A 23,299-nucleotide genomic window follows, 5' to 3' on the forward strand; every position below is an offset into this window, starting at 1 on the left:
TTCCGTCGAACGGCTGACGGAGGATCGGGCTTCTATATGAACAGGCAAGATGCCATAAAAGCCAGGAGGACAGGACCATGACGTTGACACGAAAGGATGCCGCTTCGAAGGTAATGGTGGCGCTGGACAAGCCGGATGCCGAAGAAGCGCTGCGGCTCGCGTCCGAATTGCAGGGGGCCGGATGCTGGATGAAAGTGGGGATGGAGCTGTTCTACGCAGCTGGCCCGTCCGTCGTTCGCGAGCTGAAGTCCCGCGGCTTTCGGGTGTTCCTGGACGTGAAGATGCACGACATCCCGAATACGGTGCGCGGCGGGGCGCGAAGCATTGCGCGCCTCGGCGTCGACATGTTCAACGTCCACGCGGCCGGCGGACTCGCGATGATGCGCGGAGCGCTGGAAGGCGTGCAAGAAGCCATCCAGGCGGGCGACGCGTCCCAAACGCCGCTCGTCATCGCCGTTACGCAGCTTACGAGCACAAGCCAGGCAACGATGAACGACGAGATCGGCATTCCCGGCTCCGTCGAGGAGGCGGTCGTTCGCTATGCCCGCCTGGCGAAGGCGGCCGGCCTGCACGGCGTCGTGGCTTCGCCGCTCGAGGTCGCCGCGATCAAGTCCGTCTGCGGCGACGGCTTTTACACCGTGACGCCGGGCATTCGGCCGGCCGGTTCCGACGTAGGCGACCAATCGCGCGTCACGACGCCGCGCGACGCCGTCTCCGGCGGCACCGACTTCCTGGTAATCGGCCGTCCGATCTCCGCCGTACCGAATCCGGCCGAAGCGCTCGACCTTATTTTAAAGGAGATGACCGAAGCATGAGCGATTTGAATCTGTCCGAACTGCCCGCCAAGATCGCGGGACACCTGCTCGAGATCGGCGCCGTCAGCCTGCGCCCCCAAAACCCGTTCACCTGGACGTCCGGCATCGTCTCGCCGATCTATTGCGACAACCGCCTGACGATGTCGTATCCGAACATCCGCGACACGATCGCCGAAGGCTTCGCGTCCGTCATCCGCGACAAGTATCCCGACTGCGAGGCGGTCGCGGGCATCGCCACCGGCGGCATTCCGCACGCGGCCTGGGTCGCGGACAAGCTCGGCCTGCCGATGCTCTACGTGCGCGACAAGGCCAAGGGACACGGCAAGACGAACCAGATCGAAGGCCACTTCCGTCCGGGCCAGAAGGTCGTCCTGATCGAGGATCTCATCTCCACGGGCGGCAGCTCGCTCAAAGCGGCAGTCGCGGTTCGCGACGCCGGCTGCGACGTGCAAGGCGTGGTCGCGATCTTCACCTACCAGTTCCAGAACGCGCTGGACGCTTTCGCGGCGGAGGGCGTGCCGCTCGACACGCTGTCCAACTACTCCGCACTGATCGAGACGGCGCTTGCCGCCGGCCTGATCCGCGAGGAGGACGTAGCGCTGCTGCAATCGTGGCGGGAAAACCCGCAAGCGTTTGGCAAGTAAGCTTCGATCTCTCGAAGCGCATCCAAAGGCCTGTTCTAGGCCTGCGGATGCGCTTTTTTTGATTCAATCGGCAGGGTTCCGGGTTATAAAAAGAATAACGAAGCATATACTGGATGAAATGCCGATAGAATTCGAGAATGAGAGGTAGATTCAGATGAACACGAACACCTTCCAACAATTGCTGGCCGAAACGGGCGACCTGTTGTACCGCGTGCGCATGTATGACCGGGAGTTGATCCATGGCGACGAAATTTTGGAGATGGACCGTACCTACGAGATGCTGAACAACATGCGCTGGATGGACAACAGCGAGCTGCTCCGCAGCATCGCGGCGGATAAACTTCTGCGCATGCGCAGGCGTCTGCTGACGTTGATGGAGGATTTGCTATTCAGCGCTTGACGCGCGGGCGCATCGGAATTTGGCGGTTAGGTATTGCCAACCGTCCAATGGGCTGGTAATATGTAACATCAAACGGAAGGGTTTCTAGGGATCCGACGCGGCGATCGCCGCGGGCGAACCGAGCGAGACCGTTCGGAGCGATCGCTCCGCCACACCGTAGGGATAAAAGACCTTCGGCAAGTTCCGCCACGCTGGCGGCACGTGCCGAAGGTCTTTTTTGCTTTACCGAGGCAGAGCGCTGATAAGGGGAGGAGATGCCGCATGCGCGCGTTGACGACGCACGGCCTGAGCAAGACGTTTAAGGTCAAGCGGAAGCCGGAGGGATTAAGCGGGAGCGTACGCGCTTTGTTTAAGCCCGAATGGAAAGACAAGATCGCGGTCCATTCGATCGACCTGGCCATCGAGCAAGGAGAGACCGTCGCCTTTTTGGGGCCGAACGGGGCGGGTAAGTCGACGACGATCAAGATGCTGACCGGCATCCTGCATCCCACGTCCGGGGAGGCGGAGGTCGCCGGGTTTGTGCCCTGGCGGGATCGGACGAAGCTGGCGTTTCGAATCGGCACGGTTTTCGGCCAGAAATCGCAGCTTTGGTACCATCTTCCGCCGATCGATACGTTCGAGCTGATCAGCCGGGTGTACGAATTGACGCGAGCGGACTATGCCGCCCGCCAGCGCGACTTGATCGAACGCTTCGAGCTGGGCCCTTATCTGCATACGCCCGTCCGCAAGCTGTCGCTAGGCGAGCGCATGCGCTGCGAAATCGCGGCGTCCTTTTTGCATCGCCCCCAGCTGCTCTTCCTCGACGAGCCGACGATCGGACTCGACGTCGTCGTCAAGCAGCGCATCCGCGAGCTGATCCGCGAGCGCAACCGGCGGGAAGAGACCACCGTCTTCCTGACGTCGCACGACGCCGGAGACGTCGAAGAGCTGTGCTCGCGGGTCATCGTCATCCATCATGGCGGCGTGCTGCTCGACGAGCCGGTCGAGCGGGTCAAGCGCGACGTGCTGAGTCGCAAGACCGTACGGCTGACGTTGGCGGAAGAGGCCGACCTGTCCGGCATGCCGGAGACGGCGGGGGTGGACATTCGCGAGAGCGAGCCCGGACGCCTTGTCTTCTCGGTAGACTTGAAGCGGATCGGCATCGAGGAGGCGCTGAACGCCTTTCTGGGCAAGGTGCGCATCGCCGATCTTACGGTCGAGGATCCGCCGCTCGAAGAAATCATCAAGCACATTTATGGCTCGCAAGCCCGGGAGGAGGTGCGGTCATGATGAGCTTCAGAGGCCGGATGGCGCGCTATGCCGCTTCCGGGTCCAAAGGCATAGCGGTTGGCCGCATCGCCTGGCGCCAGCAGCTGGCGTACAAGACGGATCTCTTGCTTCGCGCCTCGTTTCTGCTCCTCATTCTGTTCGTCTTCGAGCAGCTCTGGTCGGCCGCTTACGGCGGCGACACGAGCAAGGTCATCGGCGGCTTCACGCTGAAGCAGATCGTCTGGTATCTCGTTTTCACAGAGGCGCTGACGTTGGCGGTTCCGCCGCTCGCCGCTCGCATCGAAGAGGAGGTCAAGAACGGGGAGATCGCCGTTCGGCTCACACGTCCGATGTCCTATGTAGGCTATCACTATGCCTCCTATATGGCGGAAGCGGCGTTTCGCTTTTTCGTGCATTTGGCGGTCGGCGGTTTGATCGCTTGGGCGCTGGTGGGGGCGCCAGCGTTCGGCGCAGGCTGGGCCGACTTGCTGTTGTTAAGCGCGGGGGCGCTGTCGATTCTCTTTTTGCTTCATGCGATCGTAGCTTTGTCCGCGTTTTGGGTGGAGGAGACGTCGGGGATGAGCTTTGTGCTGAACAAGCTGCAGTTTACGGTAGGCGGCATGCTTCTGCCGCTCGATTTGATGCCGGAATGGCTGCAGCGCATTTGCGCCTGGCTGCCCTTTCAAGCGGCGCTGTACTTTCCGGCACGGGCCGGGGTGCAGGCGCACAGCGCCGATGTGCTGCGCGACCTGGCGATTCAGATCGGCTGGCTGATCGCTTTGGCGGCCATCGTAACGTGGATTTACCGGAGAGGGGTGGGCAAGCTGCATGTCAACGGAGGCTAACCGCGTAGGCGGTATCTGGCGTTTTTTGCTCGCATGCTGGAAGGCGAACTTCGCTTCGGCACTGGAGTACCGGCTGAGCTTCTTTTTGCTGGCGGGCATGATGCTGCTGAACAATTTGATTTGGGTCTTTTTCTGGCAGCTGTTCTTCTCCCGTTTCCCTGTCGTGCAGGGTTGGGAGCTCCGCGACGTCATGATCCTCTGGGCGCTGAGCGCCGGCGGCTTCGGGTGGGCGAGCGTCCTGTTCGGCAATTACGGCCGGATCGCGAACATCGTCTCCTCCGGTCAGCTCGACGTCTATCTCTCCCAACCGAAACCGGTGCTGCTGCACGTCCTGGCCAGCCGGATGTCGGTCACGGCGGCGGGGGATTTCCTGTTCGGCTGGCTGATCTTCGCCTGGGTCGGCGACCATACGATCCGCGGCTTCCTGCTCTTCGTCGCCGGCCTGCTGCTGACGGGGCTGCTGTTCATGGGGCTCATGATCGTCGTCGGGTGCATCGCCTTCTGGTATGGCAACTCGGAAGGCATCGCCGGACAGGTTTTCAACAGCTTTATTACGCTGACCACCTATCCTTCGGACATCTTCCGCGGGGTGGCGCGTACGCTGCTGTTCACCGTCGTCCCCGCGGGCTTTATCAGCTATTTGCCGATCGGGCTGATACGGTCGATCGATCCCGCATTCTTGATCGCAGCCGTATCGGTCACCTTCGGCCTCATGGCGGCGGGGTGCACGCTTTTCGCTCTCGGTCTGCGCCGCTATGCGTCGGGCAACGCCATTACCGTGCGGCAATAGGCGCGACGCCCGCTATTGCTCGATATCCCTTTCGCTCAGGGTGATTGGCAGTCTCCTAGCGGCATTTGCACGATATCCCTTTCGCTCAGGGTGATTGGCAGTCTCCTAGCGGCATTTGCACGATATCCCCTTCGCTCAGGGGGATTGGCAGTCTCCTAGCGGCATTTGCACGATATCCCTTTCGCTCAGGGTGATTGGCAGTCTCCTAGCGGCATTTGCACGATATCCCCTTCGCTCAGGGTGATTGGCTCAGAAGCAGCTCTTCTAATCCCGCTATGCTCTAGCACCTGAAGGAAAGGGATAATGCCGCAAAGGATTAAAAAGCACTGGTACTTCAGCACCTGAAGGAAAGGGATAATGCCGCAAAGGATAAAAAAACACTGATGCTTCAGCACCTGAAGGAAAGGGATAATGCCCAAACGGAAAAAAGGTAGGCCTGCATGATGCCTTGTCCTCATCTTCTCGCCAGCGATCGGCCCGACCGTTTTAGGCTTGATTGTTGACGGGGTTCCGTGGCGCTGGACGTCACCAAGCCGCGGGTGAGCCTGTTACCTATGGAGTGTCGACGCGTCTTCAGCGGGATTGTCTTCTGGTTGAGCAAGCTAGTGAATACGTATACCAAGTCCTTGATTTAAATCTACCCGAAGTGAGATACTTATGGCATTATGCAAATTCGAGGGTGTACGACATGCCGAAATCGATCTTGATCGTGGAAGACCAACAAGTATTGCGGGAAATCATGAAGGAGTATTTGTTGGATGAAGGCTACCGGGTGCTGGAAGCGAGCGGTGGAAGCCGGGCTTTGGCGTTATTTCAGGAGCATGAAATCGACCTGATCATTCTGGACATCATGCTGCCGGAATTGGACGGGTGGTCCGTCTGCCGGCGGATTCGCAAGAAGTCGAACGTCCCGATTTTGATGTTGACATCCCGGTCGGACGAGGACGACACGCTGCTAGGATTTGAGTTGGGTGCGGACGATTACGTTGTCAAACCCTGCAGCCCTCCCATTCTATTGGCGCGGACGAGGCGGCTGCTGGAAAGCAGGCATAGCCGTGATTCGGGGGACACGCTGTCCGGCGGCGCGATCAAACTCCATCTTCCTTCCCGAACCATCACGCTGGACGGAAAGCCTTGCAGCGTGACGCATACGGAATTCGAAATTTTGGCCTATCTACTGAATAACAAAGGGATCATCATCTCAAGAGAGCAACTCATCACGAAAATCTGGGGCTACGATTTCGACGGTGACGATCGTACGCTCAGTAGTCATATTCGCAATCTTCGTTCCAAGCTGGGCGAGTATGCGAACCGGATCGTCACCGTCGTTCGCTCGGGTTACAAATTCGAGGATCAGCCATGAGAAAGAGCATCGTTTTCAAGCTGTTTTTGCTCACTACAGGCTTATGTGCGTTCGTGATTGCAAGTCTCTTTGTCGGACAGACCGTGTTTTTCAAACAATTTTACGTGCATCAGAAGGTAGAGAACGTCGAATCCGCCCTTCATACCGCTTCTCAAGACGATTGGAGGAATACGGGGGATGCCCGAACCGCGTTTCGGAACGAACAACAATTCTATCAGAAATATAACACCTGGATCGCCCAACTGGATGCCGCGGGCAATCTGAAATATACGAACGACTTCGAAGCGGAGGTGCGATTGGAGAACTCGGCGGACGCTCCTGCCCTATCCGGCCAAACCATCACCATCCCGCTCTACACCGTTATGAATGTGGAAGAATTGAGCGCGGACAATCCGCTTCGGGATTTTATCTTCGTCAATCCGGGGGAACGAATCGCCATCGAAGGCATCCTATTTGACGATCGGCTGTTCCCACAGCGGATCGGCAGAGACTCCTCCAATATGCATGAGGAAAACCGTCTGGAAAACGGCCAGCTCGTCCGCAAGGAATACGAAGTCGTCCAGAGGTTCAAGAGCCCGACCGAATATCGCGAACGTTACCCGAGCGGTCTGGTATACGGTACCGTCGTGCAAGTCCGGACGCCGGAGGGGGCTGATCAACCGCGGTATACGAACCATTTGTTTCTGGAAAGGGTAAAGGCTTTTCAAGCCGATCTGCTCTACGGAGATTTCAGCGGAAAAACCGACACCGTCAGCGATTACGAGGAAAACAGCGTCCCCTACAAAATATTCGTGAAGCGTTTGACCGATCGGTCTGGAAACACCGAATACCTGTTTGCCATGACATCGCTTCAGCCCGTGAATGAAGCCGCAGGAGTGATGCGCCATTATTACGGCTATATCGGATTAGGCGCTTTTCTGCTCGTCCTGCTGGCCTCCTTTTATTATGCCCGCCGCATTGCCCGTCCGATGCTACGCATGAACGAAGCGACGCAGAGAATGGCAAATCTGGACTTCTCAGTCCGAATTCCGATTGCGACCGAGGACGAGATCGGCAACTTGTCCCGCAGCATCAACGAGCTTTCAGGCTTGCTGCATGATCATATCGTCCGTCTGGAGCAGGATATCGAGCAAGAAAAGCGACTGGAGCAGACGCGAAAAGAGTTCATTGCAGGCGTATCTCACGAATTGAAAACCCCGCTCAGCGTCATCGAAAGCTGTCTGTATATTCTAAAAGACAAGCCCGAAAGTGAGAAGCGAGCGTATTACTTCACTGCCATGGAAGACGAAGTGAAGAAGATGAACCTGCTGATTACGGACATGCTGGAGCTTGCGAAATACGAATCTGGCACGTACAAAATGGAGATGGCTCCGTTCCGAATCGACGCTGTCCTGGAGCGAGTTTGCGCGAAGCTGGCTCCGGATATCGCCGACAAACGGCTGCAGCTGCACATCCACGTCGTCCCTGTCGAAGTCGAAGCGAACGAGCTGCGCATCGAACAGGTCGTCGTGAACTTCATGACGAACGCGATCCGCTACACGCCGGAAGGCGAGAACATCATCGTTACGATAGGCGAAGAACGGGAAACGGTAAAGGTAATCTTCGAAAACAAAGGCGCCCGCATTCCCGAAGATCAGATGGAGAAAATATGGGACCGTTTCTACCGCGTCGAACGCTCCCGTCATCGTTCGACCGGCGGCACCGGGCTCGGTCTTGCGATCTCCAAGCAAATTTTGGAGCTGCACGAGGCACGTTACGGAGCAACCAATACCGTAGACGGTGTGCTGTTCTATTTTGAAATGAACAAGAAGAGGAAAACGTAGAACTTCCGTTCTGCGTTTTTCTTTTTGAATTGACGTTTATTTCATAGCCACAGCGAGGCACTGAATCAGATGGAAGAAGGAGCTGTCCCGAGGGTCCATGAGGATCTCGGTTGGACGGCTCCTTTTTATCTATCCTTACAGCCCGAATCTATAAATCAATTTGATATCATCTGCACTTGATCTTGATCTCGCGCAATTATTCTATTTTCGGAAGGAGGAGAGAGAGTATGAGAAGAGCCGTACTGTCCGTTGCAATGTTGTTGTCCCTGGTGTTGTTTGTATTGTTGTACGGCACCCTTTCGGGAGAGGGGGCAGCAAGCAGCAAGACCGATCGAAACGATCCGGTGATGAATCCGCTGAACGAAAACAAAACAGCATCTCATCCATCGGGGACGCCGTTTAAAGTCGTGATCGACCCCGGGCACGGCGGCAAAGATCGCGGCGCGACAGGGGCCAGCGGAAATTTTGAAAAGGAATTTACGCTGCAGCTTGCGCGCAAGGTGGAGGAATTGGCGAAGCAAGAACCGCGAATCCAGGTGTATATGACCCGGACGGACGACCGGTTTATATCCTCGGTGGACCGGGAAAGGCCGAAATTCGCCAACGATCTGGATGCGGATTTGTTTATATCCATTCACGGCAATACGTACGAGGACCCTGGCGTGTCGGGCACGGAAACGTACTATTACCATAAGAATTCGTTATCCTTGGCCGATATCATGCAACGACAAGTCGTTCAGGCAAGTGGGTTTCGGGACCGGGGAGCGAAGAAACAAGATTATTTTGTCCTAAAGGATACGGACATGCCGGCCGTCTTGATCGAGACGGGATATGCAACGAATCCGCAGGAAGAGAAAGCCATGCTGACAGAAGAGGTTCAAAGCCGTATAGCGGCCTCCATTCTGGAGGGCATAAAGGAGTACCTCAAATTAAAATAAGTGAGGATCATGTTCATGTTTAAAAAAATCATTTCAACGCTATTTATAGGCAGCATCGCACTCACCTTTGCGGCATGCGGGAATGGGCAAAATCCGCAAAGCGTGACGTCTCAGGCACAAGTCAATGAAACAGCCTATAAAACGATTTTTCAATACAGCGTATTTCTGGGGGATTCGATTACTGAGGCGCTATCCTACCATGACATTTTGGAGGAGTTCAATGTAGTGGCAGGTGCCGGAACGACTACCGAGCTATCTCTGGAGGGTGGAGATGTCGATAAGCTGGCAGAGCGGAATCCGCAGCATGTATTCATCATGTTGGGATCCGATGATATCCTATTGCCGCCCCAAATTACCGATAACCCCAAGCAGTATTCGCTGAAGTTCTACGCCAAATTGATCGACAGCATCAAGGAGAAGCTTCCGAAGGCATCCATCACGGTTTTACCGGTTACTCCGGTTACGCCGGAAGCTGAAAAGCTGGAACCGCGCTACAAAAATATCAACGATTACAACCAAGGATTAAAAGAACTGGCGAACAAGGAGCAGGTCGGATTTGTCGATTTATCTTCTATATTTACGGACAGCCAGGATCTGTACAGCGCGGACGGCGTTCATTTTAAACCAAAGTTTTATACACGTATGCTGGATTTGCTGAAAGATCGGGTGAAATAACATGCAAATAGGTCAACAATGGAGGTGACGGGGTTTGGTCTTTAGTAGTCTCCTATTTCTATTCCTCTTCCTGCCGGTCACAATTCTGATCTACTATATTTCGCCCAATAGGCTTAGAAATGCCATTCTGCTCGTCGCAAGCCTGGTCTTCTATGCATGGGGCGAGCCTGTCTATATTTTCATCATGATCTTCTCGACGGTATTCGACTATGTGAACGGGATCCTGATCGAGAAATACAGGCATCGTAAGGCGATTGCACGGGGAGTTTTGATCGTATCCTTAATGGGAAGCCTGGGCATTCTGGGCTTCTTTAAATACGCAGGTTTCGTCTTCGACAATATCAATTCGTTGTTTAACCTGCACTTACAGGCAGTTGATCTTCCGCTTCCGGTGGGAATCTCCTTCTATACGTTCCAAACGATGTCTTACGTAATTGACGTTTATCGGGGAAAGGTGACGGCTCAGAAGAACCTGATCTCTTTCGGTGCCTACGTTTCGATGTTCCCGCAGCTTGTAGCGGGACCGATCGTTAAATACGGAGATATTGCGGCGCAGCTTGTTAACCGCAAAGTGACGTTGGATCGTTTTGGTGAAGGAGCAGAGCTGTTTATCAGAGGACTTGCTAAAAAAGTGCTGCTTGCCAACAATATCGGTTTGCTGTGGGCAAGCGTCAAAGCAGTGCCCGCGGAGGAGCTATCGGTTCTTTCCGCGTGGCTCGGCATTGTCGCTTTCACGTTTCAAATCTATTTCGATTTCAGCGGGTACTCGGATATGGCACGGGGTTTAGGTAAAATGATCGGGTTCGATTTTATGGAGAACTTTAACTATCCTTATATTTCCAGGAGTATTACGGAATTTTGGCGGAGGTGGCATATTTCGCTCGGCGCCTGGTTCCGCGAGTATATCTACATCCCGCTCGGCGGCAACCGGGAGGGTCATCTGAAACAGCTGAGAAACTTGGCGGTTGTATGGTTTATTACCGGATTGTGGCATGGAGCGAGCTGGAATTTTATCATTTGGGGCTTGTATTTCGGTTTTTTTGTCACGTTCGAAAAGTGGTTTCTCTTGAAATGGCTTCAACGCTTGCCAGCCTTTGTAAGCCATGTTTACACCTTGATGATCGTGATCATCGGCTGGGTATTTTTCGAATTTGAACATCTGCCGGCAGCCCTGACATTTATCGGAACGATGTTTGGCGCTGGAGCACATGGATTCGTGGACAACCGGTCCCTATACGATCTATCGACGAATGCCCTGCTGCTGTTGGTCATGGCGCTTTGTGCCACGCCATTTCCCCGCAGAGCACTGAGAAACGTCAGATCCAAGTTCGCCCGATTCGGATCGATTGCCGCTTCCGCCGTCTATTTCATCTTTATGGTGGCGTCAACAGCTTATCTGGTCAATGCAACGTACAATCCATTCTTATACTTTCGTTTTTAATGGAGGTGATTTTATTTGAAGAAGTACGACCAAGTATATGATCGCGCACTCGCCATTTTACTGCTGATGTTTACCGGAGCGGTATTGATTGTCAATGTTCTGACTCCGAGTAAAGTATTTTCCGAATCAGAGAACCGAATGCTGCAGCAACTCCCGACATTCTCGCTGCAAGCATTGGAATCAGGGAAGTTTACTTCAGCATTTGAATCGTATTTATCGGATCAGTTTATGGCGAGGGACTTTTGGATTGGACTAAAATCCGATGCGGACCGGGGAATGGGGAAAAAAGAGAGCAATGGGGTTTACATCGGCAAGGACGGGTACCTGATTCAAACATTTTCTCCTCCCGAAAAAGGAGATTTGGAAGACAAGGTGAAAGCCATTCAAGCATTTGATCAGGCTACGCCTGGTCTACGCAAATATATGATGTTGGTGCCGACGGCCGCTGCCGTGCTTGAGGATAAATTGCCGCCTTATGCTTCCGGTGGTGATGAGATGGTCTATTGGGAAAAGATAAAGGATTCTCATCTCGGGGACATTCGATGGATCGATGTTTCCCCCGCGCTAGAGGCGAACAGGGAGCAACCGATCTATTACAAAACAGACCATCACTGGACGACCAAGGGCGCTTATCTTGCCTATCGGGAACTGGGCGCGCCAATGGGTTTTACACCCAAGAACGAAGATGATTTCAACATTCGTCAAGTCACCAGTCAGTTCTATGGATCATTGTATTCGAAAAGCGGGTTTAGGCACATACAGCCGGATTCTATTGAGCTTTATGATCCAAAAACACCGGGGACCATTTCCGTGGATTATGTAGACGAACAGCAAAGTGCGGATTCGATGTACGTCATGGGGAATCTCGCCAAGAAAGATAAATACACTGTATTTTTTAATGGGAATCATGGCTTGATCCGAATAACAACCGACAATACGGAAGGGAGAAGGCTGCTTGTTGTCAAAGATTCGTATGCAAACAGCTTGGTCCCATTTTTAACGTCGCATTTTAGCGAAATCGATGTGATAGACCTCAGATATTATGATGGGGATGTACGGAAGCTTACGGAAGATCGGCAAATCCGCGACATGTTGATCTTGTATAATATCGCGACTTTTTTTGAAGATCCATCCATTCAAAACTTAGCGGATTCCGTCGAATCAATCGGAAAGGGAGATCATAAACGATGCTTGCCGGAAAGAAGATGAAATCCTTATTTGTCCTGTCTACCGTCCTGATCTTATGCGGCATTTTGATTGGTTGTTCCCAGAAGAACGAAGGCGCCAAGGACATTCCCGTCCCTGCCATTGAGGAACGCATCAAGCAAGTGGCTTCTTTGGAAGAGATGGAAAAAGGAGATATGAACAAGCTGAAGAAGCTATATCGCATGGATGCGGACGAAGTTCAGGATTTTGTGCTGTATACGGCAGAATCGAACGTGGAAGCGAATGAACTGGCCGTCATCAAAGTGAAACAAGAGAATCAAGCGGAAGTCGTGAAGGAAAAAATCATGAAAAGAATTGAGGCGCAAGAGGTCAAGTTGAAAGACTACCGTCCCGAGCAATTTGATCTCGTCGAAAAGCATGTATTAAAGGTCAAAGGTCTATATATTTTATTTACGGTCTCCAAGGATGCCGAGCAAATCGAAAGGGCGTTTGACGAAGCTCTTACATAAGAGGAGCGTAAAAAAGGAACGGCGCCAACCGTCTTGCGACGGGCGGGCCGTTCCTTTTTTTGAGGCGGGACGATGGCTCTTTACTTCGCAGCAGCGGTAACGGCGGATTTCCAGGCGCGGATGCGATCGTTCAAGTCAGCGACCTTGGGGACCGGGACGGACCGATCGGTCATCTTGTACTTGTCTTTGAGCGACAGGATGCGGTAGACGCTCTCGTCGATGCGCTGCTCGGTCAGATCGCCGTTCTGGACGGCGTGGAGGAGCGCCTGGCGGACGGTCTTCTCCGTGTCGTAGCCGTGCCCGGCCAGCAGGATATCGCTGCCCGCTTGGACGGTGTCGACGACGACCTTCGCGAGATCGTAATGCTTGGCGATGGCGCCCATCGTCAGGTCGTCCGTGATGACGACGCCGTCGTAGCCGAGCGTGCCGCGCAGCTGCTCCCCGATGATCGTCTTGGAGAAGGAGGCGGGGGCGTCCGGATCGATCAGCGGGAACAGGATATGCGCCACCATGACGGCGTCCGCGTGCTGCTTCACGGCTTCCTCGAACGGAATCCATTCCAGGCGGCGCAACTGGTCGGTCGTCTTCTTCAGCACCGGCAGATCCAGGTGGGAATCCACGCCGGTATCGCCGTGTCCGGGGAAATGCTTCACGACCGAAACGATGCCCGCATCGCGCATGCCTTTCATCTCGGCCATCCCCAGCTTGGTGACGAGATCGGCGGTCGCCCCGAAGGAGCGGTTGCCGATGACGGGGTTGTTCGGATTGCTGTTGATGTCGAGCACGGGCGCGAAGTCCACGTTAAAGCCGAGCGCCTTAATCTCCTCCGCCAGCAGACTGCCCATTTCTTCGGCCAGTTTGGCGCTTTTCGTCCGGCCGACGGTTGCGTTCGGCGGGAACGAGACGAGCTCGTCCTTGGGCATGCGGCTGACCTTCCCGCCCTCTTGGTCGACGCTCACGAAAAGCGGGGCCGGGTTGGCGGCATTCGCCTTCTTCAGCTTGTTGATGAGCGAGACGGTGCCCTTGATATCCGACACGTTCGGCGCATAGAGGATCACCCCGCCGACGTGGTCCTGCTGGATCATGCGCAGCGTCTCGGCATCCAACGTTTGTTTGCCTTCAAAGCCGACGAGAATCATCTGGCCGACTTTCTCCTCGAGCGTCATGCCTGCGATCTTGTCGCGAAGGGGGTCGCCGCTAGTCTCGCTAGGCGTGGGGGAGGAGGCGGGCGGCGAAGATTCGGCGGAGCCGGGAGACGGGGTAGCCGGTATCGTCCCGGACGGCGCGGAAGGCGCCGCGGAAGATGGCCCTTGCGCGCTCGGATTCGCCGACGGGGAAGCGCCGCCGCCGGATCCGCAGCCGGACAAGACGGCGATCGCGGCTGCGGCGATCAACAGATGATGGAGCCGTTTTCGATATGGATACATGGATCGCACCTCTTTCGATTTGAAAAGGAAAGCCCCATCCCCCGAACGATTCCGAGGGAAGGAGCCGAATTCAGCTATCGTATTGGACGATGCGGCGGACAAAAAGGTTACTTGGCGCTGGACGGGTCGAACGAGCTTTTGAGCGAGACGATCCGGTTAAACACCGGCCGGCCCGGCTCGCTGACTTTCGGATCGACGTTAAAGTAGCCGTGGCGGAAAAACTGGAACTTTTCTTGTCCCGTCACGTCCTTCAAGCCGGGCTCGACGAAGCCTTGCAGCGTCTCGAGCGAGTTCGGGTTCACATGGTCGAGGAACGTCCCCTCGTCGTCTTCTTCGGCTTCGTCCGTAATGAGCGGTTCGTACAGCCGGAATTCGGCGGACACGGCGGAGGATGCTTCGACCCAATGGATCGTGCCTTTGACCTTGCGGCCCGTGAACCCGGAACCGCTCTTCGTCTCGGGGTCGTACGTGCAGCGGAGCTCGACGACTTCGCCGGCGTCGTTCTTCACGACATCCTCGCACTTGATGAAGTAGGCGTGCTTGAGACGCACTTCATTGCCGGGGAAGAGGCGGAAATATTTGCTCGGCGGATTTTCCATGAAGTCGTCCTGCTCGATGTAGATCTCGCGAGAGAACGGAATTTGCCGATTGCCCATCTCCGGGTTTTCCGCGTTGTTCTCCGCTTCGAGCCATTCGGTTTCGCCTTCCGGGTAGTTGGTGATGACGACCTTCAGCGGCCGGAGTACGGCCATCGTCCGCAGCGCCTTCAGCTTAAGATCCTCGCGGATGAAGTGCTCCAGCTGGCGCTCGTCGACGACGCCGTAGCTTTTGCCGACACCGACGTCGCGGCAGAACGCGCGAATCGCCTCCGGCGTGTACCCTTTGCGGCGCATGCCCGAAATCGTCGGCATCCGCGGGTCGTCCCAGCCGTCCACGATCTGCTCCACGACGAGCTGCTTCAGCTTGCGCTTGCTCATCACGGTGTTGGTCACGTTCAGGCGGTTGAACTCGTACTGGCGCGGCTTGGCCGGCGTCTCGCATTCCTCGATCACCCAGTCGTAAAACGGACGCTGATCTTCGAATTCGAGCGTGCAGATGGAGTGGGTCACGCCTTCGATCGCATCCTCGATCGGGTGGGCGTACGCGTACATCGGGTAGATGCACCAGGCGTCTCCCGTTTGGTGGTGGACGGCATGGGAGATCCGGTAGATGACGGGATCCCGCAGATTGATATTCGGCGATGCCATATTGATTTTGGCGCGCAGCGTCTTGGAGCCGTCGGGGAATTCGCCTTTGCGCATCCGCTCGAACAGGTCTAAGTTCTCTTCGACGGAGCGGTCGCGGTACGGGCTGTTCCGTCCCGGCTCGGTCAGCGTGCCGCGCTGCTCGCGGATCTCGTCGGCCGTCAGGTCGCAGACGAACGCCCTGCCTTTGCGGATCAGGCGGACGGCGTAGTCGTACATTTGCCCGAAGTACTCGGAGGCGTAGTGGAGCTCGTCCCACTCGAAGCCCAGCCAGCGCACGTCTTCCTTGATCGCTTTGACGAACTCGAGGTCTTCCTTGAGCGGATTCGTATCGTCGAATCGCAGGTTCGTCCGTCCGTTGAATTCGTCCGCCAGCTCGAAGTTCAGGCAGATGGACTTGGCGTGGCCGATGTGCAGGTAGCCGTTCGGCTCCGGGGGAAACCGCGTGACGACCTCGGTCACGCGTCCGGCCTCGAGGTCTTCGATGACGATATTTTTAATGAAGTTCGTTGACGAGGGCGATTTGTTTTCCAAAGCGATCAACCTTTCCTGCGGAAACATGTTATTCCTTCATCATACACAATTTTACCTGCGCTTATAAAGAGGTTGGCGAAAAATCCGGCCCGGGAAACGAGCTTCGGAGAACTTGTCGAAAAAAAGGGACAAAAGTCTTCTCATCTTTCTCATAAAAAAATGCTAAAGGCGTAACTTTTTGCTGGAGCGCATCGTTATAATGGATGAAAATAGATATTGGTAGAGAGAGGGAGGAAAGGCAATGGAAGCGGCCGACCGGCAACCGCTGCTCAGCGTCCGCGGCGTAGAGCGCTCGTTCGACGTGGGCAGTCAAAAGCTGCGGGTGCTCAAGGGGATCAACCTCGAGCTGCAAACCCATCAACTCATCATGCTGAAGGGGCGTTCCGGCTCCGGCAAGACGACGCTGATGAACTTGATGGGGGGTCTCGATACGCCGACCAAAGGGGAGATTCACTTTCGCGGACAGCCGTTTCACCAATGGAACGACGACCGGCGCACGGAGGTGCGCCGCAAGGATATCGGCTTTATTTTCCAAGCGTACGCGTTGCTGCCCTTGTTGTCCGCCTATGAAAATGTCGAACTCTCGCTCCGCATGGCGAAAACCCCTCGCGGCGAATGGAAGAAGCGCATCACGACCTGCTTGGACATGGTAGGGCTCGCGAAGCGCATGCATCACCGGCCGTTCGAGCTGTCGGGGGGCGAACAGCAGCGCGTCGCCATCGCCAAGGCGATCGCCCATCGGCCAAGCCTGCTGCTCGCCGACGAGCCGACGGCGGAGCTCGACTCGCAGATGGCCGCGCAGATCATGACGGTATTCCGCGAAATCGTCCGGTCGGAGAACGTCACGATCTGCATGACCACGCACGATACCACGATTATGGAGGTTGCAGACCATGTTTACGAAATGGTGGACGGCGTATTCGTCGCAGGATAATCAAAAGGGCCGTTCGCGCAAGGCGACAGGACTGCTCGCGGCCATGGCGCTGTCCGTCGCGCTGACGGGCTGTTCGCTGCTTCCGAACGAACCGGCCGAAGAGGATCTGTCGAACATCCAGCTTCCGGAAGTGTCGAAGAAGCCGGAATACGAGGTGACGACGAAAACGCTGGAGACGACGGTGTCGGGCTCGGGCAAAATCCTGTCGACGCAGGAGAAGACGCTCTATTTCACGTCGACGACGCTGAACGGCAAAATGCTGAAGAAAATATACATACAACCCGGCGACAAGGTGCAGGCCGGACAGACGATCGCCGAGCTCGACGTAGAGGACATCAAAAAGACGCTCCGCAGTCAAAAGCTTCAATTCCGCCAGCAAGAGCTGGATATGAAAAACACGCTCCGCCAAAAAGACGAGATGGACCCGCTCGATTTCGAGCAGAAGCAGATCGCCTTCGAGGAGGCGCGTCAGCAGCTGGCCGACATGGAGGCTGACATCGGCAACGCCGTGCTGACGGCCCCGTTCTCGGGGACGGTCGTCTCGTTGAACGTGCAGGAGGGCGCTTCCGTCAAAGCCTACGACCCGATCTGCGTCGTCGCCGATCCGAGCAAGCTGATCGTCGCCGCCGAGATGTCGAAGGACGACCTGGCCAAGGTCGCGATCGGCATGGAGGCGAAGGTCGACATCAACAGCGCCGGCTCAATCAAGGGCACGATCAAGGCGCTGCCGCAGCCGAAGGACGACAGCAACAACGGCGGCAACCCGCCGAACCAAGGCCCGAAGGTGACGAACCTCGGCGACTACCTCTTGATCGAAGTCAAGGATCTGCCGAAGTCGGCCACGCGGGGCACGCCGCTCACGGCGTCCGTCGTCGTCAACCGCAAGGAAAACGCCGTCGTCATCCCGCTGTCGGCGTTGCGCACGGTCGGCGCGCGGACGTACGTGCAGGTCGCCGAAGCCAACGGCAGCAAGCGCGAGGTGGACATCGAGATCGGACAGCAGACGGCGACCGACGCGGAAGTGCTGCAAGGGCTGACGCCGGGACAGAAAGTCGTAGGCAGGTAAACCGATGGCGCTGATCCGGTTTCTATTTCGCAAAATGTGGAATACCCGCTGGCTCACCCTAAGCACGCTCGCAGGGCTGCTGGTGGCCGTGGCGTTCACGACCAGCATCCCGATGTACGCGGACGGGGCGCTGAAGCGGGTCGTCGCCAATTCGCTCAAGGAGAACAGCCAGGGGATGCCGGCCGGATCGCTCCTGATCCGCTATCAGCCGAGCACCGGGAAGACCGATCCCGAAGCGTTCGCCAAAGTCAACGACTACATCACCAAGGACGTGGCCGACAACATCGGCTTTCCGACGGAAGCGACCCAGCGCAGCTTGACGCTCCGCAGCGCCGAGGTGCAGCCGGAGGACCCGACCAAAGTCGACGCCAGCCGGACGCGCAAAATGACGCTCGCCGCCTTCGGCGGTCTCAAGGAGCAATCCGAGCAAGTCGGCGGCAGCTGGTATGACGACCGGGCGGCCTCCGACGGCACGCTGAAGGCGGTCATGATGGAGGAGGCGCTGTTCCGCAACGACCTCCACGTCGGGGACGTTCTGTACTATCCGATTTACGGCGGCCTGAACCTTTCGCTCCGGGTCGAGATCGTCGGCTCCTTCAAGCCGAAGGCCGACTCGACCAAGTACTGGTACCAAGGCATCGACAACCAGATGAGCACGCTGTTCATCGCGGAGCCGGCGATGCTGGAGGACCTGGTCAAAGCGCAAAAGATTCCGCTGCAGACGGCCAGCTGGTATAGCGCGTTCGATCTTCGGGAGATCAAGACGAGCCAGCTTACGCCGTTGTCCCATACGCTGAGCCGCACGGACATCGAAGTGAACAAGCGCCTCCCGGACACGCACGTCGAGATCTCGTTCGCGGAGATGCTGAGCCAATTCCGCCGCGACAGCATCCAGCTCCAGACGATGCTGTTCACGCTGGCCGCGCCGATGATCGCGATGGTCTTCTACTTCATCACGATGAACGCGCAGCAGTCGCTCGAGAAGCAGCGGTCCGACATCGCCGTGCTGCGAAGCCGGGGAGCCGCGACGTGGCAGATTTTCCTGCTATTCCTGCTCGAGGGCGCCTTGCTCGGCGTCGTGTCGCTGCTCACCGGGCCGTTTATCGGCTGGTTCATGGCAAAGAGCATCGGTTCGGCGAACGGGTTCCTCGAATTCGTCAACCGCAAGTCGATCCCGGTCGGCTTCTCGACGGACAGCGTGCTGGCCGGTTCGGTCGCCGTGTTCGTCGCGATCGCGGCGGCCGTCATCCCGGCGATGGTATTCACCCGTACGTCGATCGTCGACTACAAGCGCAAGGTCGCGCGCGGCAACCGTCCGCCGGTCTGGCAGCGCTGGTTCCTCGACGTCGTGCTCGTCGGCGTCGCCGGCTACGGCTGGTACCTGTTTAACGAGCGTCAGATGATTTCGTTCAAAACGGGCATGACGACGGACCAGCTGAACGTGCAGCCGTTCCTGTTCTTCGTGCCGGCGATCAGCATCTTCGCGGCGGGACTCGTCTTCCTGCGGCTGTTCCCGCTGCTGCTCAAGCTGCTGGGGTGGCTCGGGCGGTCCATCCTGCCGGTGCCGCTGTACTTGACGCTGACGCAGCTTTCCCGCTCGTCCAAGTCTTATTACCCGCTTATGATCCTGCTGATTCTGACGCTCGGTCTCGGAGTGTACAACGCTTCGGCCGCGCGCACGATCGGGCTCAACTCGGAAGAACGCATCCTTTACAAGCACGGAGCGGACGTCGTCATCTCCGCCGCCTGGGAGGGCTCCACCGAGACGAGGCCATCCGGCGGCGGCTCCGGCGGAGGAGGCGGTTCGGGAGGAGGCGGCTCCGGCGGAGGTTCGGGCGGCGGCGGCCAAGGCCAGCGCCCGACACCGGGCAAGACGATCTTCAACGAGCCGCCGTTCGAAGTGTTCCGCACGCTGCCCGGCGTCGAACATGCGGCCCGCGTGCTCCAGACGAAGGCCAGCTTGACGGTGGCGGAGCGCACGGCCGGCCAAGGGATGGTCGTCGGCATCGACAACGTCGATTTCGCCCGGGTCGCCTGGTTCCGCGACGATCTGTACCCGGCCGGCTTCTACAAGTACTTGTCCGTACTCGGAAAGTCGCCGGGCTACGCGCTCGTGTCGTCCAACCTGGCGAAGAAGTACAACCTGAAGGCCGGCGACTCGATCAGGGCCGTCATCCAGGACCAATCCGTCGAATTCATCGTCGCGACGACGCTGCCTTATTGGCCTTCGCAGTATCCGGACACGATGCCGTTTATCGTCGCCAATCTGGACTATATCTACGACAACGCGCCGCTGATACCCTACGACGTCTGGCTGAAGATGGAGCCGGAGGCGCTGACGGCGCCGCTCATCCCGGCGCTGCAGGCCAAGGGCATCGAGATCGCCAGCATCCAGGATACGCGCAGCGAGCTGGTCGTACAGAGCAAGCACCCGGCCCGCGGCGGCGTGTTCGGCATTCTGAGCCTCGGCTTCCTCGTCTCGATTATCGTCTCCTTGTCGGGCTACGTGCTGTATTGGTTCTTCAACCTGTCGGGACGGATCGTGCAGATCGGCATCCTGCGGGCGATGGGCCTCTCCCGCAAGCAGCTGACGGGCATGCTGCTCCTCGAGCAGGTGTTCACGGCAGGACTGTCCATCGGCCTCGGCATCGGGATCGGCAAGCTCGCGAGCGTGCTGTTCCTCCCGTTCCTGCAAACGTCGGAAAACACGGCCGGGCAGGTGCCGCCGTTCCGCGTCGTCTTCCAGGCGACGGACACGTATCGCCTGTATATCGTCGTAGGCGTCATGATGGCGATCGGCGTCGCCATCCTGGTCACCCACATCCGCCGCTTGCGGGTGCATCAAGCCGTCAAGCTGGGAGAGGAGCGTTAACCCGATGATTCAATGCGAAGGCCTGGTCAAAATCTACAAGGCCGACGATCTCGAGGTCGTTGCCCTGCAGGGACTGAACCTGTCGGTGAAGCCCGGCGAGATGATGGCGATCATCGGCAACAGCGGCAGCGGCAAGTCGACGCTGCTGAACATTCTCGGCGGACTGGATCGCCCGTCCGCCGGCCAAGTCCGCGTCGGTCCCTGGGACCTGCTCAAGGTGAGCGACGACGACCTGGTGAAATACAAGCGCGAAACGGTCGGCTTCATCTGGCAGAACAACGCACGCAACCTGGTCCCGTATTTGTCGGCGATCGAGAATGTGGAGATGCCGATGATGTTTTCCGGCAAAGTCGACCGCGCCTACGCAAAGCAGCTGCTCGAGTGGGTCGGCCTCAAGGACCGGATGCACAACAAGCTCACCCAGCTGTCGGGCGGCGAACAGCAGCGGGTCGCCATCGCGATCTCGCTCTCCAACCGGCCGCAGCTGCTGCTCGCCGACGAACCGACCGGCTCGGTCGACACGCGGACGTCCGACATGATCATGGACATCTTCCGCAAGTTCAACAAAGAGCTCGGCGTCACGATCGTCATCGTCACCCACGACCTGTCGCTCGCCGGCAAGGTGGACCGGGTCGTCGCCATCCGCGACGGCCTGACGAGCACCGAATTCATCAAGCGCAATCCGAATCTCGACGGCGCGCCGCCGCTCAGCGGCGTAAACGCGATCGACGAGGTGCATGAAGCCTACGTGGTCGTCGACCGGGTCGGCCGCCTGCAGGTGCCCAAGGAGTATTTGCAGCAGCTCGAAATCGGCGACAAGGCTACGATGGAGTTCGACGGAGAGAAAATCGTCATACGCGCACCGAAACCATTGGAGGGGGAAACTGCATGACACCGAACAACAAGAAAATCCGCCGGATCGCAGCCGGCGGCATGGCGCTGACGATGCTTGTGCCGCTGCTCGCGGCCTGCAACAGCGGCGACGACAAGAACGATCCGAAAAACCGCCACACGCTGCGCATCGGCACGATGTACGGCAGCTCGCAGGACGAATACTGGTTCCGCCAGCAGTACACCGATCTGTTCGAATTCTCGCACAGCAACATCGACATCGAGATCGTCCCGGCCATCGACTATACCGAAACGCAGTTCGAAGAGCCGGAGAAGCAGCAGCAGCCGGTCGATCAGCTCGCCAAGGTCAAAGCGATCATGACGGGCGCCAATCCGGTCGACGTCATGATCATCGATCAGCCCAGCCTGCTGACCCAGCTCGTGCAGGAAAACCTCGTGAAGCCGCTTGATCCGATGATTAAGGAAGACAAGATCGATACGACGGCGTTCGTGCCGACGGTCATCGACGGCATCAAGGAGCTGGGCGGAGACGAGCAGCTTTATGCGTTGACCCCGACCTTCATGCCTTCCGCGCTGTTCTACAACAAGACGCTGTTCCAAAAAGCGGGCGTGGAGCTGCCGACGGACGGCATGAGCTGGGACGACGTATTCAACATGGCCAAACGCCTCGCCTCGGGCAAAGGCGGCAAAGACGGCACCTACGGCTTCACGTTTAACCAATGGGGCGGCAGCGACCCGTATTCCGACGTACAGTCCTACGTCGCTCCTCTGAAAATGCGTCTGTACGACGAAAAAGCCGAGAAGATGACCGTCAACACCCCGCAATGGGCGAACGCGTGGACGAAGATTGCCGACCTGTACAAAAACCACGTCGTGCCGAACCAGGAAGACATGCAGGCGATCTACAGCAGCCAGCAGCCATACGACGGCAAGCAAATCTACAATCCTTATCAGAACCAATTGTTCTACATGGGCAAGTCCGCCATGATGATCGGCCAGTACAGCCTGCTGAACGAGCTCGAAACGTTCGGCAAAAATTACGAGAAGCTGAAAATGCAAAAGCTCGATTGGGACGTCGTCACGGTACCGCAATTCACGAACGAAGCGCCGGGCATCGGGATCAACATCAACCTCAGCACCCTGTCGGCGATCAACGCCAAAGCGGCCAACCCGGACGACGCTTGGGAATTCATCAAGTTCATGAGCGGCGAAGAGTGGGCGAAATTCAAATCCCGCAGCAGCTACGAGATGCCGTCCCGCAAAGACTTTATCAAAGTACGCGACGGCATGAGCTACAACCTCGACGCCTTCACGAAGCTGAAGCCGGTACCGCAATTGTCGATGTCGGATTTGAAGCTGCAGCAGGAGCGCACGAACCTGAGCTATATCGACCAACTCGGCCGTACCGAGTTCAACAAAGTCATGCAGGGTCAGATGACGGTGCAGGAGGCGTTGAAGGAATTCGAAGAAAAGGGCAACGATCTGCTGCAAAAGATCAAGTTGAATCCGAAGGGCCCCATGGAAGGCGTAGGCGGAGACGTCTACGGAGGCGGTGTCGGCGGAGGAGCAGTCATTTATAAATAACTTAATCATCCTCTCTTTCTTAGCAGCCAGTCACCGCGCGATCAGTCATCCAGGATGCTGATTCGCGCGGTTTTTCATGGCCCTACGAACCGGAAAAAGGTGGAAACCGCAAGACCGAAAGGAGCTTT

General features: G+C 57.0%; 20 protein-coding genes. 18 read left to right on the forward strand and 2 right to left on the reverse strand.

The features are described from left to right. Nucleotides 1-77 precede the first annotated feature (77 nt). The 13 genes from pyrF (at nucleotide 78) to LKX83_RS07425 (ending at nucleotide 12,658) form a co-directional block, all read left to right on the forward strand. On the forward strand, nucleotides 78-815 hold the full coding sequence (pyrF, locus tag LKX83_RS07365; RefSeq protein WP_227881531.1) for an orotidine-5'-phosphate decarboxylase: 738 nt from the start codon (nucleotides 78-80) through the stop codon (nucleotides 813-815). Continuing rightward, entirely contained in the window at nucleotides 812-1,459 is a 648-nt protein-coding gene (pyrE, locus tag LKX83_RS07370) for an orotate phosphoribosyltransferase (RefSeq protein WP_304518303.1), read from the forward strand. Before pyrF ends, pyrE begins: the two co-directional genes overlap by 4 nt. Nucleotides 1,460-1,613: 154 nt before the next feature. Continuing rightward, nucleotides 1,614-1,859, forward strand: coding sequence for a hypothetical protein (locus tag LKX83_RS07375; RefSeq protein WP_227881532.1), 246 nt, complete (start codon nucleotides 1,614-1,616; stop codon nucleotides 1,857-1,859). Between the two features lie 261 nt (nucleotides 1,860-2,120). Then, entirely contained in the window at nucleotides 2,121-3,128 is a 1,008-nt protein-coding gene (locus LKX83_RS07380) for an ABC transporter ATP-binding protein (RefSeq protein ID WP_227881533.1), read from the forward strand. After that, nucleotides 3,125-3,952, forward strand: coding sequence for an ABC transporter permease (locus LKX83_RS07385; protein WP_227881534.1), 828 nt, complete (start codon nucleotides 3,125-3,127; stop codon nucleotides 3,950-3,952). Before LKX83_RS07380 ends, LKX83_RS07385 begins: the two co-directional genes overlap by 4 nt. After that, nucleotides 3,936-4,742, forward strand: a complete 807-nt coding sequence (locus LKX83_RS07390; protein ID WP_227881535.1) for an ABC transporter permease — start codon at nucleotides 3,936-3,938, stop codon at nucleotides 4,740-4,742. The genes LKX83_RS07385 and LKX83_RS07390 overlap by 17 nt, the downstream gene beginning before the upstream one ends. A 688-nt stretch (nucleotides 4,743-5,430) precedes the next feature. Continuing rightward, nucleotides 5,431-6,105: a response regulator transcription factor gene (locus LKX83_RS07395; protein WP_227881536.1), complete on the forward strand. Its 675-nt coding sequence runs from the start codon at nucleotides 5,431-5,433 to the stop codon at nucleotides 6,103-6,105. Continuing rightward, nucleotides 6,102-7,928, forward strand: a complete 1,827-nt coding sequence (locus LKX83_RS07400; protein WP_227881537.1) for a sensor histidine kinase — start codon at nucleotides 6,102-6,104, stop codon at nucleotides 7,926-7,928. Before LKX83_RS07395 ends, LKX83_RS07400 begins: the two co-directional genes overlap by 4 nt. Nucleotides 7,929-8,104: 176 nt before the next feature. Next, entirely contained in the window at nucleotides 8,105-8,866 is a 762-nt protein-coding gene (locus LKX83_RS07405; RefSeq protein ID WP_227881538.1) for an N-acetylmuramoyl-L-alanine amidase family protein, read from the forward strand. Between the two features lie 15 nt (nucleotides 8,867-8,881). Continuing rightward, entirely contained in the window at nucleotides 8,882-9,541 is a 660-nt protein-coding gene (locus LKX83_RS07410; RefSeq protein WP_370639041.1) for a GDSL-type esterase/lipase family protein, read from the forward strand. Between the two features lie 34 nt (nucleotides 9,542-9,575). Then, nucleotides 9,576-10,982 carry an MBOAT family O-acyltransferase gene (locus LKX83_RS07415; protein ID WP_227881540.1) on the forward strand — a complete coding sequence of 469 codons (1,407 nt, stop codon included), beginning with the start codon at nucleotides 9,576-9,578 and terminating at the stop codon, nucleotides 10,980-10,982. A gap of 15 nt (nucleotides 10,983-10,997) precedes the next feature. Next, nucleotides 10,998-12,191 (forward strand): DHHW family protein, encoded by a 1,194-nt coding sequence (locus tag LKX83_RS07420; RefSeq protein ID WP_227881541.1) that lies wholly within the window; start codon nucleotides 10,998-11,000, stop codon nucleotides 12,189-12,191. Next, on the forward strand, nucleotides 12,170-12,658 hold the full coding sequence (locus LKX83_RS07425) for a DUF4358 domain-containing protein (RefSeq protein ID WP_227881542.1): 489 nt from the start codon (nucleotides 12,170-12,172) through the stop codon (nucleotides 12,656-12,658). Before LKX83_RS07420 ends, LKX83_RS07425 begins: the two co-directional genes overlap by 22 nt. Before the next feature lie 80 nt (nucleotides 12,659-12,738). Here LKX83_RS07425 and nagZ read toward each other — a convergent pair whose 3' ends face one another. Both nagZ and LKX83_RS07435 read right to left on the reverse strand, forming a co-directional pair. Further along, a complete protein-coding gene (gene nagZ, locus LKX83_RS07430; RefSeq protein WP_227881543.1) occupies nucleotides 12,739-14,085 on the reverse strand; it encodes a beta-N-acetylhexosaminidase in 1,347 nt (448 codons plus the stop codon). A gap of 107 nt (nucleotides 14,086-14,192) precedes the next feature. Next, complete coding sequence (locus LKX83_RS07435) at nucleotides 14,193-15,890, reverse strand: glutamine--tRNA ligase/YqeY domain fusion protein (RefSeq protein WP_227881544.1); 1,698 nt, start codon at nucleotides 15,888-15,890, stop codon at nucleotides 14,193-14,195. Nucleotides 15,891-16,104: 214 nt separating this feature from the next. Between LKX83_RS07435 and LKX83_RS07440 the strand changes: the two genes are divergently transcribed. From LKX83_RS07440 to LKX83_RS07460, 5 genes are read left to right on the forward strand one after another with little or no spacing between them, the layout of a single operon-like run. Beyond that, a complete protein-coding gene (locus tag LKX83_RS07440; protein WP_227881545.1) occupies nucleotides 16,105-16,797 on the forward strand; it encodes an ABC transporter ATP-binding protein in 693 nt (230 codons plus the stop codon). Further along, nucleotides 16,757-17,863: an efflux RND transporter periplasmic adaptor subunit gene (locus LKX83_RS07445; RefSeq protein ID WP_227881546.1), complete on the forward strand. Its 1,107-nt coding sequence runs from the start codon at nucleotides 16,757-16,759 to the stop codon at nucleotides 17,861-17,863. Before LKX83_RS07440 ends, LKX83_RS07445 begins: the two co-directional genes overlap by 41 nt. A 4-nt stretch (nucleotides 17,864-17,867) precedes the next feature. Continuing rightward, nucleotides 17,868-20,735, forward strand: coding sequence for an ABC transporter permease (locus LKX83_RS07450; RefSeq protein ID WP_227881547.1), 2,868 nt, complete (start codon nucleotides 17,868-17,870; stop codon nucleotides 20,733-20,735). Between the two features lie 4 nt (nucleotides 20,736-20,739). Then, complete coding sequence (locus LKX83_RS07455) at nucleotides 20,740-21,627, forward strand: ABC transporter ATP-binding protein (protein WP_227881548.1); 888 nt, start codon at nucleotides 20,740-20,742, stop codon at nucleotides 21,625-21,627. Then, a complete protein-coding gene (locus tag LKX83_RS07460) occupies nucleotides 21,624-23,171 on the forward strand; it encodes an ABC transporter substrate-binding protein (protein WP_227881549.1) in 1,548 nt (515 codons plus the stop codon). The genes LKX83_RS07455 and LKX83_RS07460 overlap by 4 nt, the downstream gene beginning before the upstream one ends. Nucleotides 23,172-23,299 lie beyond the last annotated feature (128 nt).

It is taken from the genome of Cohnella baijiui, from assembly GCF_020731285.1.
Taxonomy (GTDB): Bacteria; Bacillota; Bacilli; order Paenibacillales; family Paenibacillaceae; genus Cohnella.

What these genes read in the sequence shown, in the direction of transcription:
- pyrF (WP_227881531.1), top strand. Translation starts at nt 78, where the DNA reads ATGACGTTGACACGAAAGGATGCCGCTTCGAAGGTAATGGTGGCGCTG.
- pyrE (WP_304518303.1), top strand. Translation starts at nt 812, where the DNA reads ATGAGCGATTTGAATCTGTCCGAACTGCCCGCCAAGATCGCGGGACAC.
- LKX83_RS07375 (WP_227881532.1), top strand. Translation starts at nt 1,614, where the DNA reads ATGAACACGAACACCTTCCAACAATTGCTGGCCGAAACGGGCGACCTG.
- LKX83_RS07380 (WP_227881533.1), top strand. Translation starts at nt 2,121, where the DNA reads ATGCGCGCGTTGACGACGCACGGCCTGAGCAAGACGTTTAAGGTCAAG.
- LKX83_RS07385 (WP_227881534.1), top strand. Translation starts at nt 3,125, where the DNA reads ATGATGAGCTTCAGAGGCCGGATGGCGCGCTATGCCGCTTCCGGGTCC.
- LKX83_RS07390 (WP_227881535.1), top strand. Translation starts at nt 3,936, where the DNA reads ATGTCAACGGAGGCTAACCGCGTAGGCGGTATCTGGCGTTTTTTGCTC.
- LKX83_RS07395 (WP_227881536.1), top strand. Translation starts at nt 5,431, where the DNA reads ATGCCGAAATCGATCTTGATCGTGGAAGACCAACAAGTATTGCGGGAA.
- LKX83_RS07400 (WP_227881537.1), top strand. Translation starts at nt 6,102, where the DNA reads ATGAGAAAGAGCATCGTTTTCAAGCTGTTTTTGCTCACTACAGGCTTA.
- LKX83_RS07410 (WP_370639041.1), top strand. Translation starts at nt 8,882, where the DNA reads ATGTTTAAAAAAATCATTTCAACGCTATTTATAGGCAGCATCGCACTC.
- LKX83_RS07425 (WP_227881542.1), top strand. Translation starts at nt 12,170, where the DNA reads ATGCTTGCCGGAAAGAAGATGAAATCCTTATTTGTCCTGTCTACCGTC.
- nagZ (WP_227881543.1), bottom strand. Translation starts at nt 14,085, where the DNA reads ATGTATCCATATCGAAAACGGCTCCATCATCTGTTGATCGCCGCAGCC.
- LKX83_RS07435 (WP_227881544.1), bottom strand. Translation starts at nt 15,890, where the DNA reads ATGTTTCCGCAGGAAAGGTTGATCGCTTTGGAAAACAAATCGCCCTCG.
- LKX83_RS07440 (WP_227881545.1), top strand. Translation starts at nt 16,105, where the DNA reads ATGGAAGCGGCCGACCGGCAACCGCTGCTCAGCGTCCGCGGCGTAGAG.
- LKX83_RS07445 (WP_227881546.1), top strand. Translation starts at nt 16,757, where the DNA reads ATGTTTACGAAATGGTGGACGGCGTATTCGTCGCAGGATAATCAAAAG.
- LKX83_RS07450 (WP_227881547.1), top strand. Translation starts at nt 17,868, where the DNA reads ATGGCGCTGATCCGGTTTCTATTTCGCAAAATGTGGAATACCCGCTGG.
- LKX83_RS07455 (WP_227881548.1), top strand. Translation starts at nt 20,740, where the DNA reads ATGATTCAATGCGAAGGCCTGGTCAAAATCTACAAGGCCGACGATCTC.
- LKX83_RS07460 (WP_227881549.1), top strand. Translation starts at nt 21,624, where the DNA reads ATGACACCGAACAACAAGAAAATCCGCCGGATCGCAGCCGGCGGCATG.